The 15743-nt window shown below is 54.2% G+C and carries 15 protein-coding genes; 9 read left to right on the top strand and 6 right to left on the bottom strand.

From position 1 onward, the window contains the following. Nucleotides 1-13: 13 nt before the first annotated feature. Complete coding sequence (gene folK / locus ACQE2I_RS13230; RefSeq protein WP_427028534.1) at nt 14-562, bottom strand: 2-amino-4-hydroxy-6-hydroxymethyldihydropteridine diphosphokinase; 549 nt, start codon at nt 560-562, stop codon at nt 14-16. Continuing rightward, nucleotides 559-939: a dihydroneopterin aldolase gene (gene folB, locus ACQE2I_RS13225; RefSeq protein WP_427028533.1), complete on the bottom strand. Its 381-nt coding sequence runs from the start codon at nt 937-939 to the stop codon at nt 559-561. Before folB ends, folK begins: the two co-directional genes overlap by 4 nt. Nucleotides 940-1042: 103 nt before the next feature. Between folB and plsY the strand changes: the two genes are divergently transcribed. Beyond that, on the top strand, nt 1043-1615 hold the full coding sequence (gene plsY / locus ACQE2I_RS13220) for a glycerol-3-phosphate 1-O-acyltransferase PlsY (protein ID WP_427028532.1): 573 nt from the start codon (nt 1043-1045) through the stop codon (nt 1613-1615). Between the two features lie 3 nt (nt 1616-1618). Here the strand turns inward: plsY and tsaD are convergent, their stop codons facing one another. Next, entirely contained in the window at nt 1619-2677 is a 1059-nt protein-coding gene (tsaD, locus tag ACQE2I_RS13215) for a tRNA (adenosine(37)-N6)-threonylcarbamoyltransferase complex transferase subunit TsaD (protein WP_427028531.1), read from the bottom strand. A gap of 226 nt (nt 2678-2903) precedes the next feature. Here tsaD and rpsU point away from each other — a divergent pair, with 226 nt between their 5' ends. The 3 genes from rpsU to rpoD all read left to right on the top strand — a co-directional run bounded on the left by rpsU (nt 2904) and on the right by rpoD (nt 7272). Beyond that, the gene (gene rpsU / locus ACQE2I_RS13210) at nt 2904-3119 is read left to right on the top strand and encodes a 30S ribosomal protein S21 (RefSeq protein WP_427028530.1); all 216 of its coding nucleotides are present in this window, start codon (nt 2904-2906) and stop codon (nt 3117-3119) included. A gap of 237 nt (nt 3120-3356) precedes the next feature. After that, nucleotides 3357-5198 carry a DNA primase gene (dnaG, locus tag ACQE2I_RS13205; RefSeq protein WP_427028529.1) on the top strand — a complete coding sequence of 614 codons (1842 nt, stop codon included), beginning with the start codon at nt 3357-3359 and terminating at the stop codon, nt 5196-5198. A gap of 226 nt (nt 5199-5424) precedes the next feature. Beyond that, a complete protein-coding gene (gene rpoD, locus ACQE2I_RS13200; protein WP_427028528.1) occupies nt 5425-7272 on the top strand; it encodes an RNA polymerase sigma factor RpoD in 1848 nt (615 codons plus the stop codon). Between the two features lie 136 nt (nt 7273-7408). Here the strand turns inward: rpoD and ACQE2I_RS13195 are convergent, their stop codons facing one another. Both ACQE2I_RS13195 and ACQE2I_RS13190 read right to left on the bottom strand, forming a co-directional pair. After that, on the bottom strand, nt 7409-8056 hold the full coding sequence (locus ACQE2I_RS13195) for a hypothetical protein (RefSeq protein ID WP_427028527.1): 648 nt from the start codon (nt 8054-8056) through the stop codon (nt 7409-7411). A gap of 239 nt (nt 8057-8295) precedes the next feature. Beyond that, a complete protein-coding gene (locus ACQE2I_RS13190; RefSeq protein WP_427028526.1) occupies nt 8296-9192 on the bottom strand; it encodes a LysR family transcriptional regulator in 897 nt (298 codons plus the stop codon). Nucleotides 9193-9354: 162 nt separating this feature from the next. On the opposite strand from ACQE2I_RS13190, the gene ACQE2I_RS13185 reads away from it, so the two are divergent. From ACQE2I_RS13185 to mtgA, 3 genes are all read left to right on the top strand, one after another. Beyond that, nucleotides 9355-10464: an S-(hydroxymethyl)glutathione dehydrogenase/class III alcohol dehydrogenase gene (locus tag ACQE2I_RS13185; RefSeq protein WP_427028525.1), complete on the top strand. Its 1110-nt coding sequence runs from the start codon at nt 9355-9357 to the stop codon at nt 10462-10464. A gap of 87 nt (nt 10465-10551) precedes the next feature. Continuing rightward, a complete protein-coding gene (gene fghA / locus ACQE2I_RS13180) occupies nt 10552-11406 on the top strand; it encodes an S-formylglutathione hydrolase (RefSeq protein ID WP_427028524.1) in 855 nt (284 codons plus the stop codon). A 10-nt stretch (nt 11407-11416) separates the two neighbouring features. Further along, complete coding sequence (gene mtgA / locus ACQE2I_RS13175; protein ID WP_427028523.1) at nt 11417-12133, top strand: monofunctional biosynthetic peptidoglycan transglycosylase; 717 nt, start codon at nt 11417-11419, stop codon at nt 12131-12133. An 11-nt stretch (nt 12134-12144) separates the two neighbouring features. Here the strand turns inward: mtgA and ACQE2I_RS13170 are convergent, their stop codons facing one another. Then, nucleotides 12145-13071, bottom strand: coding sequence for a DMT family transporter (locus ACQE2I_RS13170; protein ID WP_427028522.1), 927 nt, complete (start codon nt 13069-13071; stop codon nt 12145-12147). 150 nt (nt 13072-13221) lie between these two features. On the opposite strand from ACQE2I_RS13170, the gene ACQE2I_RS13165 reads away from it, so the two are divergent. Both ACQE2I_RS13165 and ACQE2I_RS13160 read left to right on the top strand, forming a co-directional pair. Further along, the gene (locus ACQE2I_RS13165; RefSeq protein WP_427028521.1) at nt 13222-13614 is read left to right on the top strand and encodes a DUF4168 domain-containing protein; all 393 of its coding nucleotides are present in this window, start codon (nt 13222-13224) and stop codon (nt 13612-13614) included. Between the two features lie 217 nt (nt 13615-13831). Continuing rightward, complete coding sequence (locus ACQE2I_RS13160; RefSeq protein ID WP_427028520.1) at nt 13832-15742, top strand: DUF294 nucleotidyltransferase-like domain-containing protein; 1911 nt, start codon at nt 13832-13834, stop codon at nt 15740-15742. Nucleotide 15743 lies beyond the last annotated feature (1 nt).

Genomic DNA, 15743 nt, shown 5'->3' with positions numbered 1-15743 from the left:
GCTGCCGAGAGCGTTATCTAAGTGCCCCAGCAAAAAAGGGCTGTTCGTCTGCTTGAGAGATCCAGCGGCCCCGCCAGCTGAAATCTACCGCCCAGAGGCGCTGGTTGCCTAGCTCGAAGGCGCTCCAGAGCGCAGTATAAGGCGTGCCGCAGCGAGGGTGGCGCTGCTCGGGCAGCAACTCGGCAAGCGGCTGTAAAACAAACGCATTATGGGTGATTTCGCTGCGCGGTAAGGTGATGCCATCGGCAGTGCCGCAGGTGTCCCCCACGGTTAGCAGGTCAATATCCAGCGCGCGGGGGCTAAATTTAGCAATATCGGGCAGGCGGCCATGCTCAATTTCGAGCTGTTTACCCCACGCCTGCAGTTCGCCGGGTGTCCAAGCGCTATGAAATGCCACCACTAGGTTATAGAAATTACGGCTGTCGGTGAATCCGACCGGCTCGCTTTCAAACACCCGAGAGATCTGCAGGGGGCCGAAGGTATCGGCAAGCGCATCAAGGCAGCAGCGAATATGCCGGGTAGGGTGGATGTTGCTGCCTAAACTGACCGTCACCAGCTTCATGCGCTGATCTCCTGGGTTGCCTCTGGCAGGCTGCCGCGGGTAATTTCCAGGCCGACGCTAGTGGCGTTAGGAACGGCCCCCGGTTTGCGTACCGTTAAACGCAGCCAGGTGATCGGAAACTCAGTACGCAGGCACTCAGCGAGGCGCTCGGCAAAGGTCTCTACCAGGGCAAATTGATGGGCGTCGGCAAACTGCTGGATACGCTGGCAGATAGCGGCGTAGTCTAGTGTGAGGCGCAAATCATCGGTGGCTGCTGCCGAACGAATGTCAGTGGCCAAAACCAAGTCTAGGCTTAACGACTGTTGAATCGAGCGCTCCCAGTCGTAGACACCAATGACAGTGTCGACGGCTAACGCCTCAATCAAAATGCGATCCATCCAGCTTCCCCCTACGGCAACAAGCGGGCGATTGTACGTTAGGATGGGGTTAAACGACAGTCAGCCGAACTATCGAGACGGTCTATAAAGCGAGCAGAGCGCCATGGTGTGGATAGTGGTGGGTTATTTAAGCGGTAGTTGGCTGGCAGCGTTGAGCGTTTGCCGCCTGGCTGGCGTGGGCGACCCCCGCCAGCACGGCTCATCTAATCCAGGCTTTTCCAACGTACTGAGACTTTATGGCCCGCGTTTGGCAGCAGTGACGCTGCTGTTAGACGCCTTGAAGGGCATGCCTGCCGTACTGGGGGCGAAATTGATGAGTTGCCCGATTTGGCTGCAAGGACTGGTTGGGCTGGCTGTTTTGTTGGGCCACAGTTTTCCACTATGGCACGGTTTTCGTGGCGGCAAGGCGGTCGCTAGCGCATTTGGTGTACTGCTGGTGTTGGTGCCCTATGTGGCGCTATTGAGTGCGGTTGTCTGGTCATTGCTGGCATGGCGATTGAAGACGGCGGCAATTGCCTCATTAGTGAGTGCGTTATTGGCGCCGCTGTTATGTGTTTGGTTAGCCCCAGAGTATTTCATGGTGGTAGGCGGCTTCAGCCTACTGGTGCTGACCCGCCATGGATTCAATATTCGCCGTCTGCGGCATGGCGAGGAGCCGCCGTTTCGCGGCTCTTAGTCGTTAGAGAGTGGGCAGGCTCTCAGGCGGTGCTAGTTGGTCTAGTGGCCAGCGGGGCGTTGCCTGCATCAAGCCGGGAGTATCGCATTCACCCGCAGCCAGGCGTTGAGCGCCTACATAAGCAATCATGGCGCCATTGTCGGTGCAGAAGCGTCCCCTTGGATAGTAAGCGCGGGCTTGGCGCTTTTCACACTCAACCTGCAGTCGTTCGCGCAGACGATGATTGGCGCTGACGCCACCTGCGACCACTAAACGTTTCAAGCCGGTTTGATCCAGCGCTCGGCGGCACTTAATCACCAGCGTATCGACAACCGCCTCTTCAAAAGCACGGGCAACGTCGGCGCGGGCTTGGGCGTCGAGCTCGTTGGCGGCCGCTAATTGACGAATGGCCGTCATGGTGTGGGTTTTTAAGCCCGAAAAGCTGAAATCAAGCCCAGGGCGGTCGGTCATGGGGCGTGGGAAGCGAAAGCGCTTGGGGTCGCCCTGTTCGGCTAGCTTGGCGACTTCAGGACCACCTGGGTAGGCCAGGCCCAGCATCTTGGCGGCCTTATCAAACGCCTCACCCGCCGCATCATCCACCGATTCGCCGAGCAGTTGATAGCGCCCCAGCCCTTGCACTTCAACGAGTTGGGTATGCCCGCCGGACACCAGTAACGCGACAAATGGAAATTCGGGCGACTCTTCCTCCAGCATTGGCGCCAGCAGGTGGCCTTCCATATGATGAACGCCAAGCACAGGGATGCTCAGTGCACGGGCCATGCCGTGGGCCGTACTGGCACCCACCATTAGGGCGCCTACCAAGCCTGGCCCCGCAGTATAAGTAATTCCGTCCAGGTCGTTACGCGTCAACTTGGCGTCACTGAGTACCTGCTCAATCAGCGGCAGCAGTTTACGAGTGTGATCCCGTGAGGCGAGTTCGGGCACTACGCCGCCAAACTCTGCGTGCATAGCGATTTGGCTATACAGCGCGTCGGCAAGCAGCCCTTTGCCACCTGTCAGCGAGGTATCGTAAAGCGCGACACCCGTTTCATCACAGGATGTTTCAATGCCCAGTACACGCATAAAAAAGCGACTCTTTGAGGATGTGTTTGAAGATAGCAGAGTGAGAAAAATCAGTGCGACAGTTTAGCATTGTCCCTATAGGCGGGCGTTAATATTTGCAAAGATAGCTGGTGGCGACTAGACTACTGTGCGCTGTAAAACTGGGTCGTACACCGCGTTCTAAACCGCAACATTGCAGTGTACGTACTATCCGAACTCAAGACTCCTTAAGGTAGGTGAGTGCTTAATGCCTTCTGTAAAAGTACGTGATAACGAGCCGTTTGACGTCGCCCTGCGTCGCTTCAAGCGTTCTTGCGAAAAAGCCGGTGTTCTCTCTGAAGTACGCCGCCGCGAGCACTATGAGAAGCCGACTGCTGAGCGTAAACGCAAAGCGGCAGCTGCTGTGAAGCGTCACGCTAAGAAAATTCAGCGTGAAACTAAGCGTTTCGAACGGCTCTATTGATCCGTACCCGAGGGGGCCGGAGCAATTAGCTGGTCGTCTCAAGAGGGATGCCAAACGGCCGCCACTAGGTGGCCGTTTGTTTTTCGATACTTGATAGCTGTTTGCGACCATCGCTGTTTAAGGTGATCTGGCAGTGAGCCTGATGACCTTAAGCTCAGTTTTAAGACGATGCCCTAAAAACTTTGTCTTTAAAACAGTCTTCAAAGTCAGCGCTTTGCGCAAGGATGCCCGACGTTCATGGCAGGCCAAATTCCACAGCGTTTTATTGATGACCTGTTAGGCCGCGTTGACGTGGTCGAGGTGGTTGGTGAGCGTGTGCAGCTTAAAAAGGCCGGCCGTAACTACTCGGGACTATGTCCTTTCCATCAAGAGAAAACTCCGTCGTTCACCGTTAGTGCTGATAAGCAGTTTTATCACTGCTTCGGCTGCGGAGCGAATGGTAATGCACTACGCTTCTTGATGGAGTACGACAAATTACCGTTTCCTGAAGCGGTAGAGCAGTTAGCTGGACGCCTGGGTATTGAAGTGCCCCGCGAGGGCGCCGATGATCCGCGTGCTCAGCAGCGGGAAAAGAAGCGCAAAGAGGGCGTTAACCTGCTGGAGCTCGCCGCAAGTTTTTATCGCGAGCGATTAAAGATGCAGGAAGGCCAGCCCGCCCAGCGTTATCTGTCGGGTCGTGGGCTCTCTGACGATGTGATCAAAACCTATGCTATTGGCTATGCGCCAGCTGGCTGGGAGGCGTTAAAGCAGCATCTTAGCGAGCGCGGTATTGGTGAGCCAGTTCAGGTTGAATATGGCCTGCTGATTCACCGCGAAGATACCGGGCGCACCTATGACCGCTTTCGCGATCGGGTAATGTTCCCGATTCGCGACCTGCGTGGTCGCACGATTGCTTTCGGCGGCAGGGTGATGGGGGATGATCAGCCCAAATACCTAAACTCGCCAGAAACACCGGTGTTCCATAAGGGCCGCGAGCTATACGGTTTGTATGAGGCGCGCCAAGTTTCGAGCAAACTTGAACAACTGGTGATGGTCGAAGGCTATATGGATGTTGTGGCGCTAGCGCAATACGGCATCCATAACGCTGTGGCGACGCTGGGTACCGCCACCACGGAAGACCATTTGACCCGCCTGTTTCGACTGGTGAGTCGCGTGGTGTTCTGTTTCGACGGTGACCGTGCAGGCAGGCAGGCGGCCAGCCGGGCGTTGGAAACTGCACTACCGCAAATGATTGATGGCCGTGAAGCGCGCTTTCTGTTTCTGCCCGAGGGTGATGATCCAGACTCTTTGGTGCGCCGTGAAGGCACCCAGGCGTTTCAGGATCGCGTGACCTGTGCCATGCCGCTGTCGGAGTTTTTGTTTGAACAGGCGGCCCAGGGGCGCGATCTAAATACGGTGGAAGGGCGCGAGCGGTTTGCCAGTCAGGTGCTTGAAGCATTGAACAAAGTGCCTGAAGGCATGCTCAAATCGCTACTGTTGGAGTCTTTGGCGCAGCGTAGTGGGTTGGCGCAAGAGCAGTTGAAAGTGCTGCTCGAAAAGCGTGCTCAGGCAGCGCAGCAGCGTCTCACTCAGAGACAGGCCGAGCAATTTACAGAGGCGTCGCCGTCGCCAGTGGAAGTGCAGGCTGCAGTTGCGCCGTCGTCAAGGGTGCGCTCGCAGGTGCTTTCTCCTGTTGGGCGTATTGTTCAACTGCTATTGCACGAGCCTAACTTGGTGTCTGCGCTACCCGAGCATTTGGAATGGCTGCCGGAAGATGACGATGCGCCGCTATGCCGAGAGTTAATTGCACTGCTCAAGGCGGGGCGTTATCGCAGCCCGCAAGTAGTGTTGGCGCATTTTCAGGGTAGTCAGCAGGGGCAGGCTTTGGCGGCTTTCGCTAAGCGCGAACTGTTAATTCCCAAGGCCGATAGAGAGGCCGAGCTGAGTGGCTGGGTGGAGCATCTGCAGCACGTTCAGCGTCAGCGCTCTCCGCATGAGGAGTACGCTGCGTTACTGGCGCAGGAGCGCGCCGGGCAAAAGCTAGATAAGGAGCAGCGCCAGCGTTTAGCAAGCTTGGTAATGGAGCTTGCACAGCGCTAATAAAGCGGTGTTTAGACGGTGGGGTTGAATTCCTAACGTTTCAGCACCAAATATGGGTCAGTCACCGAGCGCTGGCCTAACCGCATAACCTAACACACCTGCATGGCCGCGCAAATACGTCAAGCTGGAAAATTTCCGGTAAATTACGCTATACTGTACGGCTTGTTGAGTTTAATCGATTCAGCGCTCCAGGTGTTTCATTCTTCTTCGTCGAGATAGGGTTTCTATGGCTGGAAATGCGCAGCAGCAGTCACGTCTGAAGGAGTTGATCGCACGAGGCAAGGAACAGGGCTACCTGACCTATGCCGAGGTCAACGACCATCTACCTGAGGATATCGCCGACCCGGATCAAGTGGAAGACATCATTGGCATGATCAACGACATGGGTATAAGTGTCGCTGAAGAAGCGCCAGATGAAGACACTTTGATGATGTCGGATCAATCCACGGACGAGTCCGCTGCGGAAGAGGCCGTAGCGGCTCTTGCCGCCGTGGAAAGCGATGTAGGCCGCACCACTGACCCCGTGCGCATGTACATGCGCGAAATGGGCACGGTTGAGCTTCTGACCCGTGAAGGCGAAATTGAAATCGCCAAACGGATCGAAGAAGGCACCCGCGAAGTGATGTCGTCTCTGGCCTATTTGCCGGGTGCCGTCGCGTCTATTCTGGACGCCTACGACGCTACTCAGGATGAAGAGGCCCCGGGACGTCTTTCGGATCTGTTTTCTGGTTTCATCGACCCGGATGAAGGTATCCCCGGCGTTGCCGAAGCAGAAGTTCCCGAACCTGAGCCCGAGTCTGAGCACGACGACGCTGAAGGTGATGGCGACGATGAAGACGAGGACTCCACGGCCAGCGAAGGCGGGCCGGATCCGGAAGAGGCGCGTGCACGTTTCGAGCAGATTCGCGAACAGAATGCCTTAGTCGAGGCGGCGTTTGCCAAGCACGGCCGTGGTAGTGCCGAGCTAAAAGCTGAGCAGGCCCGTTTAGCTGTGTTCTTCTCGCCGATCAAACTAGTGCCCAAACACTTTGAGCGTTTAGTCGGTCAAGTGCGTATCAGTGTTGAGCAGGTGCGTGCCCAAGAGAAAGCGGTCATGCAACTGTGCGTGAAAAAAGCTAAGGTACCGCGTAAAACGTTCATTAAGTCGTTTCCTGGCAACGAGTCACGTAAAACGTGGTTGGATGATTTCCAGGCAGCGCAGAGCAAATACGCCGACCGCCTGGAGCCGTTACGCGCCGATATCGCTCGCGCCCAACGCAAGATAGCCTTTGAAGAAGATATGGTGCAGCTCTCGGTTGCCGATCTTAAAGAGGTCAATCGCAAGCTCTCGATTGGTGAGGCGAAAGCTCGTCGTGCCAAGAAAGAGATGGTTGAGGCCAACCTGCGTCTGGTTATCTCGATTGCCAAGAAGTACACCAACCGTGGTTTGCAGTTCTTGGATTTGATCCAAGAGGGCAACATCGGTTTGATGAAAGCGGTTGATAAGTTCGAATATCGCCGTGGTTATAAGTTCTCAACCTATGCCACGTGGTGGATTCGCCAGGCGATTACCCGCTCAATTGCCGATCAGGCGCGCACCATTCGTATTCCGGTGCATATGATTGAGACGATCAACAAGCTCAATCGCGTCTCTCGTCAAATGCTTCAGGAAATGGGTCGTGAGCCGACGCCTGAAGAGCTCGGCGAGCGCTTGGAAATGCCGGAAGATAAAGTACGTAAGGTGCTCAAAATTGCCAAAGAGCCGATCTCCATGGAGACGCCGATTGGTGATGATGACGATTCACACCTGGGCGACTTTATCGAAGACGGCACTATGCTGTTGCCCATTGATATGGCCACCGGTGAAGGTCTTATCGAAGCGACGCGCAACGTGTTAGGCGGCTTGACCGCCCGCGAAGCGAAGGTACTGCGCATGCGTTTCGGTATTGATATGAATACCGACCACACGCTGGAAGAGGTGGGTAAGCAGTTTGACGTAACGCGTGAGCGAATCCGTCAGATTGAAGCCAAAGCGCTGCGCAAGCTGCGTCACCCCAGCCGCTCTGAGCCGCTGCGTTCGTTCCTCGACGAGTGAATGTCGTTAGTAGTGAGTGGTAAGTAGTAAATTGTGAGTGGTAAGTAGAAAGTAAAAAGCCCGTCGTTCTTTGAACGGCGGGCTTTTTGTTGGGGCGATTGTTGGTGGAGATCGTTGGTGGAGATCGTTGCTGCGCTTAAGTGGATATCTGCTGGGCTTGATAAACGCGCCGGGCCAGTAGCAGTAGTTCCAGAGTGGCGATTAAAATCAGGCTGTAACCGAGCAGTTCGACGACTTCTTCAGCGACGCTCTTAAAGGTTCCTGAGTAGCTTTCTTCAAGGACTAACTGCCAAAACTCCTGCCGCCCATAGAGGCGCGAGAATATATAAGTGGTCAGCACGCCTGCCGTAAACAAACCAAAGGCAAAGGTATTGCTGTAATGAGTGAACTCCGCAAGAAAACGTTGGCGCTGCTTCACCACCCAAAAAAGCGATGGGAGAATAATCAGCGCAACGAGTACCTTCCAGGTGTTGTCAGCGACATAGTTATCTAAAAAGTGATCCTGTTCGCGCACTAGAGAGGCGGCCACAAACGCTAGCAGTAGTAGCGTGATGGTGGGCCAAACTTTAAGCACTTGGCGAATATAAATCAGCATGGCGCAGCAGGTGGCCAGCACCAGCGTCTGGGTAAATTCGGTAAAGCCCAGCTCAGAAAACCGAACTGAGGGTAAATAGAGCGCTTCTAAATAGGCACCTTGGGTAATCGCGCCGATAAACAGCACGTATAGCACCGCACGTACTAAGATGGTTCGAAATCCGATAGGCCAGGGAGGGAGAGAAGACATACCAACATCCTTTGTGGGTAAGCAGCGTAGCTACTACACAATTTTGCAATGACATGTGCATATGAAACATGCAGGGGTGAATGTTCATTATATCGTCACAGTTATGTGTTGGCACGTCGATATTGCGGTTAATCCCTCGACGTTTGGTTATCGGCGCTGCAAAGTGTCCCATAGGTAGGTAACAACAGCGTTGTGAGACGTAATAGACAAGGTGGGCTCGCGGTCAATGCCATCGAGTGCTAGGCCAGCGGATGATGGGGTAGCAAGGTGCCTATATTAGCGACCAGGTAGTCGACCAGTTGGCGGATTTTAGGCGACAGGTGGCGGTGGCGAGGGTAAACCGCCCAAACGGCGGTATCGTGATGCTGGAAAGGCTCAAGCACGGCCACCAGCTCTCCGCTAGCCAAGTAGGGCGCAACGTAGTAGTCCGGCAGTTGCGCAAGCCCAAGCCCTTTGCGCGCCGCATCCAGCAGCGCTGGTCCGGAGTTGCCCGACCAGCACCCCTCGACACGCACTTCGCGGCGTTGGCCGTTGACTTCAAACAGCCAGTTGGGTCGTGAGCCAATCAGGCAGCGGTGCTGGCTAAGTTCCGCCAAGGTGTGGGGGCGCGGCGCCTGGCGAAAGTAGTTTTGTGAGCCGACGATATACTCGCGCCGGTCGCATAGCCGCCGGGCAATCAGGCTGGAATCCTTTAATACGCCCATGCGAATGGCAATATCGTAGCCCTCTTCAATGAGTTCCACCGGTCGGTTAGTGAAGTGCATATGAACATCCAGTTGCGGATGCAAACACTGAAAGTCATTCACCAGTGGGGCGATAAAGCGCTCGCCAAAGGTGGTGGCAGAGGTGAGTTTAAGCAGCCCACTAGGCTTGGCTTGGAGTTCGCTAAGCGCCTGCTCGGCATCGCGCAGCCCATCAAATAGATGGCGGCAATGCTCCTCGTAAGTAGTCCCCGCGTCGGTTAGGCGAATTTGCCGCGTGGTGCGGTACAGCAACTGTACGCCTAGCTGATCTTCAAGCTGGCTGACCAAGCGGCTGATATGCGAGGTCGATACTTTCAGGTGGCGGGCCGCAGCAGAGAAGGTGCCTAAACGCACTACCTCAACAAAGGCTTCGATACGGCTCCAGTGCTGCATGTTAACTCCTTGGGTCGATAGCGATTGTTGCTGTGTGGCAATAATATTATGAGTGTATCCCAGTTTATCAAGGGCGCCTAGCTGGCCTACACTGCAACCACTGAAAACAAATTGAGCAGCAGGGTAATGCCTGCTGCGGGCGATGCAAAAGGAGCAGGCTCAATGAAATCACGCGCAGCAGTTGCACTGGAGGCGGGTAAGCCGCTTGAATTAGTTGAGATTGATGTGGAAGGCCCGAAAGCGGGAGAAGTACTGGTTAAAATGGCCGCGACTAGCGTTTGCCATACCGATGCTTATACGCTCTCCGGCGCTGATCCGGAAGGTAACTTCCCTGCGGTTCTCGGCCATGAAGGCGCGGGGGTTGTTCAGGAAGTGGGCGAAGGCGTTACCAGCCTCAAGCCGGGCGACCATGTGATTCCGCTCTACACCGCCGAGTGCGGTAAGTGTAAATTCTGCTTGTCGGGAAAAACCAACCTGTGTGGCAGCGTGCGCGCGACCCAGGGTAAAGGGGTCATGCCCGATGGTACTTCTCGGTTTTCAATCGATGGCAAGATGCTTCATCACTATATGGGCACTTCTACCTTTAGCGAGTACACCGTATTACCCGAAGTCTCACTGGCGGTGGTTTCTAAAGAAGCCCCCATGGATAAAATCTGCCTGCTGGGCTGCGGCGTGACCACCGGTATTGGCGCGGTACTCAATACTGCTAAAGTAGAGCCGGGCGCCACAGTGGCGGTGTTTGGCCTCGGGGCTATCGGTTTGGCCGTCATTCAAGGCGCGGTGATGGCTAAGGCGGGACGTATTCTTGCCATCGACGTTAATGCCGATAAGTTTGAGCTGGCTAAGCAGTTTGGTGCCACTGATTTTGTCAACCCGAAGGAGTACGCAGACCCGATCCAGCAAGTCATCGTCGATATGACCGACGGCGGGGTCGACTACTCCTTTGAGTGTATCGGCAACGTTAACGTGATGCGCTCAGCGTTAGAGTGCTGCCATAAAGGCTGGGGCGAGTCGGTCGTAATCGGTGTCGCTGGTGCCGGTGAGGAGATCTCAACGCGGCCGTTCCAATTGGTCACTGGGCGGGTCTGGAAAGGCTCTGCTTTTGGTGGCGTAAAAGGTCGCAGCGAACTGCCGGGCTACGTTGATCGTTATATGAACGGTGAAATCAATATCGACGATTTCATTACTCACGATATGCCGTTTGAGAAGATCAACGAAGCGTTTGATCTATTGCATGCGGGTAAGAGCATTCGTACGGTGCTGCATTACTAGATCCAGTATTATTAAGTAGTATAGTCAGTACGTTTAAAACGCGGTGGGGTGACCTGCCGCGTTTGCTGCATTTAAAGGAACCTGCCCATGAGCATGAGTGAAACGTTAGAACTGGTGTCCGCTAACCGTAGCTTCGGTGGTTGGCATAAACGCTACCGCCACTACTCCCGTGCGCTGGACTGCGACATGGTCTTCGCTGTTTACTTGCCACCCCAGGCGGAGAACGAGCGTGTGCCACTGCTTTGGTGGCTCTCTGGGCTGACCTGTAATGATGAGAATTTCATGCAGAAAGCAGGTGCTCATCGCTTGGCGGCTGAACTGGGGATTGCCATTGTTTGCCCAGACACTAGCCCACGGGGCACTGATTTACCCGGCGAGCATGAACGCTTTGATTTAGGCTCTGGGGCTGGGTTTTATGTCAATGCTACCGAATCACCGTGGAAGCCTCATTACCGCATGTACGATTATGTGGTTGAGGAACTGCCTTCCGTGGTACGCCAGCACTTTCCAGTAAACGGACGCGAATCAATTAGCGGACACTCGATGGGTGGGCATGGTGCATTGATTCTAGCGCTGCGTCATCCTGGGCGTTTTCGCTCGGTATCGGCGTTTTCACCGGTGGTCAACCCAATGAACTGCCCCTGGGGGCAGCAGGCGTTTAACGCCTATCTGGGTGACGATCAGTCACGCTGGCGCCAGTACGATGCCTGCGAACTAGTGGCCAACGGTGCATCCCGCCAGCGGCTGTTTATCGACCAGGGCGAAGCAGATCAATTCCTGGAAGAGCAGCTCACGCCAGAGCGTTTAGAGGCCGTTTGTGAGGAGCACGATCATCCGTTAACGCTGCGCCGTCAGCCGGGCTACGATCACAGTTACTTCTTCATTGCCTCGTTCATTGAGGATCACCTGCGCTATCATGCAGATCACCTCATGAAGCGTTAAGGATAACGGGATGCTCAATCGCACGCTGCGCCGTTTTATGCGTCTGCTATGGCGGATTGTTTGGCGCGGCGTTTTAGCCTTTGTGCTGCTGTCAGTCGCGCTGGTACTACTGTTTCGCGTCGTTCCGCCACCGGGCTCAATGGTGATGGTCGAGCGCAAAATACAAAGCTGGATCAATAGCGAACCAATTCGCATACAGCGCGAGTGGCGTAGCTGGGATTCTCTCTCGGTAAACGCCAAGCTGGCTGTGATTGCCGCTGAGGATCAGCGCTTTCCACACCACCGCGGGTTTGACCTTGTCGAATTACAACGAGCGTGGCAGGCCAGCCAAGAGGGGCGGCGGCTGCGCGGTGCCAGCACCTTGACTCAGCAAACGGCTAAAAACGTTTTTCTATGGACCGGTCGTAGCTGGACGCGGAAAGGACTGGAGGCGTGGTTTACGCTACTGATCGAGATATTCTGGAGCAAGCAGCGCATTTTAGAGGTCTATCTTAATGTCGCCGAGTGGGATCGCGGCGTGTTTGGGTTGGAGGTCGCTGCTCAGCACTATTTCGGCATCTCTTCCAGCTCGCTTACTGAGCGCCAGGCAAGCCTTCTCGCGGCTATTTTACCCAGCCCGCTGACGCGCAGCGCCTCTCGGCCCGATGCTCAGGTTGAGCGGCGAAGCCAGTGGATACGCCAGCAAATGCGCAATTTAGGCGGCGCTGATTATTTACAGCATTTTTAAGTGTTTTGAGGTCATACCGCCTTATAAGCGGGTTTGCGAATAACCATCACTACTCCGGTGATAGCGACTAACATGCCCACAAGCCCCAGTAAGGGAAGACGCTCGTCAAATAGCCACCACGCCTGCAGTGCCGTGACCGGTGGCACAAGATAAAAGAGACTCGCAACCCGTGAGGCTTCCCCCTTTTTAATCAGCGCCATGAGTAACAGAATAGCGGCAATCGAGAGAATCAAGACCAGCCAGCCTAGCGTCAGTAAAAAGGTGCTACTCCATTCCACTTGGCGGGTCTCAAATAGCCAGGCACCACTGCCGAGTAGCGCCCCCGCGGCGAGGTATTGAATAACCGCCCCTGAGAGCAGCGGCATACTGGTGCAGTACCTTTTCTGATAGAGCGTACCCAGTGAGATACCTATCAAGGCAACGGTGACGCAGAGTAGCGCGCTGATGCCAAAGCCATCGAAGAGTGATTCACCAATCTCTAGCTTACTGCCGAGTACTAAGCTGATCCCGATTAACCCCAACGCCAGCCCCAGCCACTGTTGCCGCTTAAGCTGCTCGCCTAATAGTGGCCCAGCAAAAGCAGCGGTTAATAGCGGTTGCAGACCCACCAGCAGCGCCGCTAAGCCCGCTGGCATTCCTAAGTAGATGCCATAGAAGACACCTCCCAAGTAGGCTCCATGGACTAGAAAACCCGATATGGCGATATGTGCCCATAACCTGGGCGATGTAGGCCAAGGAATACGCATTATTATTACCAAAGGGATTAACAGCAGCAGCGTTAATGCAAAGCGAATAAATAAAAATGTGAAGGGTTCCGCATAAGGCAGGCCGAATTTGGCGCCGATAAACCCTGTGCTCCAAAGTAGAACAAAAACAACAGGCATGGCTGAAAGGCTGGCTGAGGGCAAATCGTTAAAACGTAACTTTTTGAATAACATTGCTATTTTGTTTCCAAAGTGATGGGTTATATTGAGCTTATAGATACATAGTGTTCTTTTTGTTACTAACTTTTACACAATAAATTGAACCTGCTTGAGATAGACGCGTCACAGTGGCCACATACATAACGCACTAATGAGGTTTTAACTATGCAACGTATGACTGCTCTGTTCTCCGCTGCCCTGCTCGCTACTGGCCTGATGACGGCTACTGCCCACGCCCAGCAAGAGCAAGAACCAGCACAAGATCCCATGGCTACCCAGCAAGCAGCACCTGCCCAGGATTTTTCTGATGACCAGCTCCAGCAGTTTGCCGATGCTTCTCAAGAAATCGCCGTTATTTCTCAAGAATATACCCAGCGTCTGCAGGATGCAGAAGATGAGTCCGCGCAGCAGGAAGTGCGCACTGAAGCCAACGACCGCATGATCGAAGTGGTTGAAGACAGCGGCCTAGATGTTGATACTTTCAATGCTATTGGTCAATCTATTCAGCAAGACCCTGAAATGATGCAACGTGTACAGGAAATGGCTAGTCAATCCTAAGTCACACAAGCAATATCGGCTGACATGTATTTCTGTTTAATGACGAAAATGTAATGTCAGCTTGGTTTCGGCCATCAAAGCCCGGTGCTAACTGCACCGGGCTTTTTTTGTGGTTTTCCAGCTTACTGCCATCTTTATTATACTTGCTGGGGTTTACCTAACTTAGCCTTCACGCCACACTTTAGGGTATATACCCCGACACGTCCGAGGAGTCTGTATGGATGTCGAACTGCTAGAAATACGTCAGCATATGGGTCGCTTTCCCCCTTTTGATGGGCTGTCGGATGATCTGCTTGACGCCATTGCTGAGCAGGTGGAGGTTAGCTATTTCAAAACGGGCAGCAATATTTTAGTGCTCAACGAGATACTTGAGGGTCTGTGCTATATCCGCAGCGGTGCTGTGGAGGTCTACCGCAGTCAGGGGGAGCTATACAACCGTTTGGGTGAAGGCGATATTTTTGGACATTTTAGCCTGCTGCGTAACCATAAAGTGCGCTTTCCCGCCCAGGCGATCGAAGATAGCCTCATCTACTTTATTTCTAAGGCGGTGTTCCAAAGGCTATGTGAAGAGGATGAGCATTTTGCTGATTTCGTCGAGTTGGAGCGTCCGCGGTTAGAAACTGCCGCCGAGCAGCAGAAGAAATCCAACGACATGATGGTCACTCGGATACGCAAGCTGCTAACTCGTTATCCGGTGATGGTCGAAACTTCTACCAGCGTGCAACTGGCGGCGCAGCAGATGAGTGAAGCACAAGCCTCTGCGCTGTTGGTGTTAGAAAAGGGCGGCGATAACCCGCGCTACAGTTTTAAAGATAGCGAAGGCCAAGCCTGGCAGATGTGCGGCATTCTCACCGACCATGATTTTCGTACTCGCATTGTGGCCGAAGGGCTTTCATCCCAAACCCCGGTGGGCGAGGTGGTGTCTTCGCGACTAATTACGATTCAGTCAGACGCTTCTATTTACGAGGCGATGCTGGTGATGCTGCGCAGTAACGTGCACCACTTGCCGGTGCTCTATCGCCAGCGCCCGGTGGGTGTGGTGCATCTCTCCGATATCATCCGATACGAGACCCATAGCGGCCTTTATCTGGTTACAAATATCTTTAATCAGTCCAGCACGGAGGGGTTGGCCCGCCTGGCGCCAGATGTCCGCGCTGCGTTTGTGCGTATGGTGCAAGAGGATGCTAACTCCCAGATGGTGGGCAGCGCGCTGTCTACCATTGGGCGTAGCTTTACACGCCGACTATTGGAAATGGCCGAGGAGGAGCTCGGTCCGCCGCCCGTCCCGTATTGCTTCATGGTCAACGGCTCGATGGCGCGCAATGAGCAGAGTATTGTCACCGACCAAGATAATGCGCTGATCCTCTCCGATGATTTTGACCCTGAGCAGCATGACGATTATTTTTACGCCCTAGCAAAAATAGTCAGCGATGGTTTAGACGCCTGCGGCTACACTTACTGTAAAGGCGATGTCATGGCGACCAACACCCAATGGCGCCAGCCGTTGAGTGTTTGGAAAGGCTATTTTCAGGATTGGATGGCCAATCCAACGCCGGAGCGCTTGTTGCATAGCTCGATTTTCTTTGATTTAGATAGCTGTTATGGCGAAGATCACTTCGTGGAGACGCTGCAGGATTTGATCGCGAAAACGGCCCCCCAGTCACCTTTATTTTTGGCTGCGATGGCGCGTAATGCTCTAAACCGCACGCCGCCACTGGGGTTTTTCCGCACCTTTGTGATGGAGCAAGACGGCAAGCACAACAACTCCATCAACCTCAAGCGCCGCGGCACCGCCCCCATGGTTGATTTAGTGCGTATTCACGCCTTGGCGTGCGGCTCAAAAGCGCAGAGTTCGTTTCAGCGTTTAAATGACATCGGCAAGACCCAACTATTGGCCACCGGGATGAGCGATAAGCTTAGTTACGCGTTTGAGTTTTTATGTATGTCGCGGATACGTCATCAGATGATTGACCTGCAAGAGGATCGCCTGCCAGATAACAATATCGAACCCGAAAACGTTGCAGATAGTGAACGTCATACCCTCAAAGATGCCTTCCAGGTGCTGAGTAACGCGCAAAAATTTCTGAAGTATCGCTACCCCATGCCTGCTCAACGGCCGAGGCGCTAAG

The organism is Halomonas sp. H2 (genome assembly GCF_050215315.1).
Lineage (GTDB): Bacteria > Pseudomonadota > Gammaproteobacteria > Pseudomonadales > Halomonadaceae > Vreelandella.
This window is presented reverse-complemented; position numbering and strand designations above follow the sequence as displayed.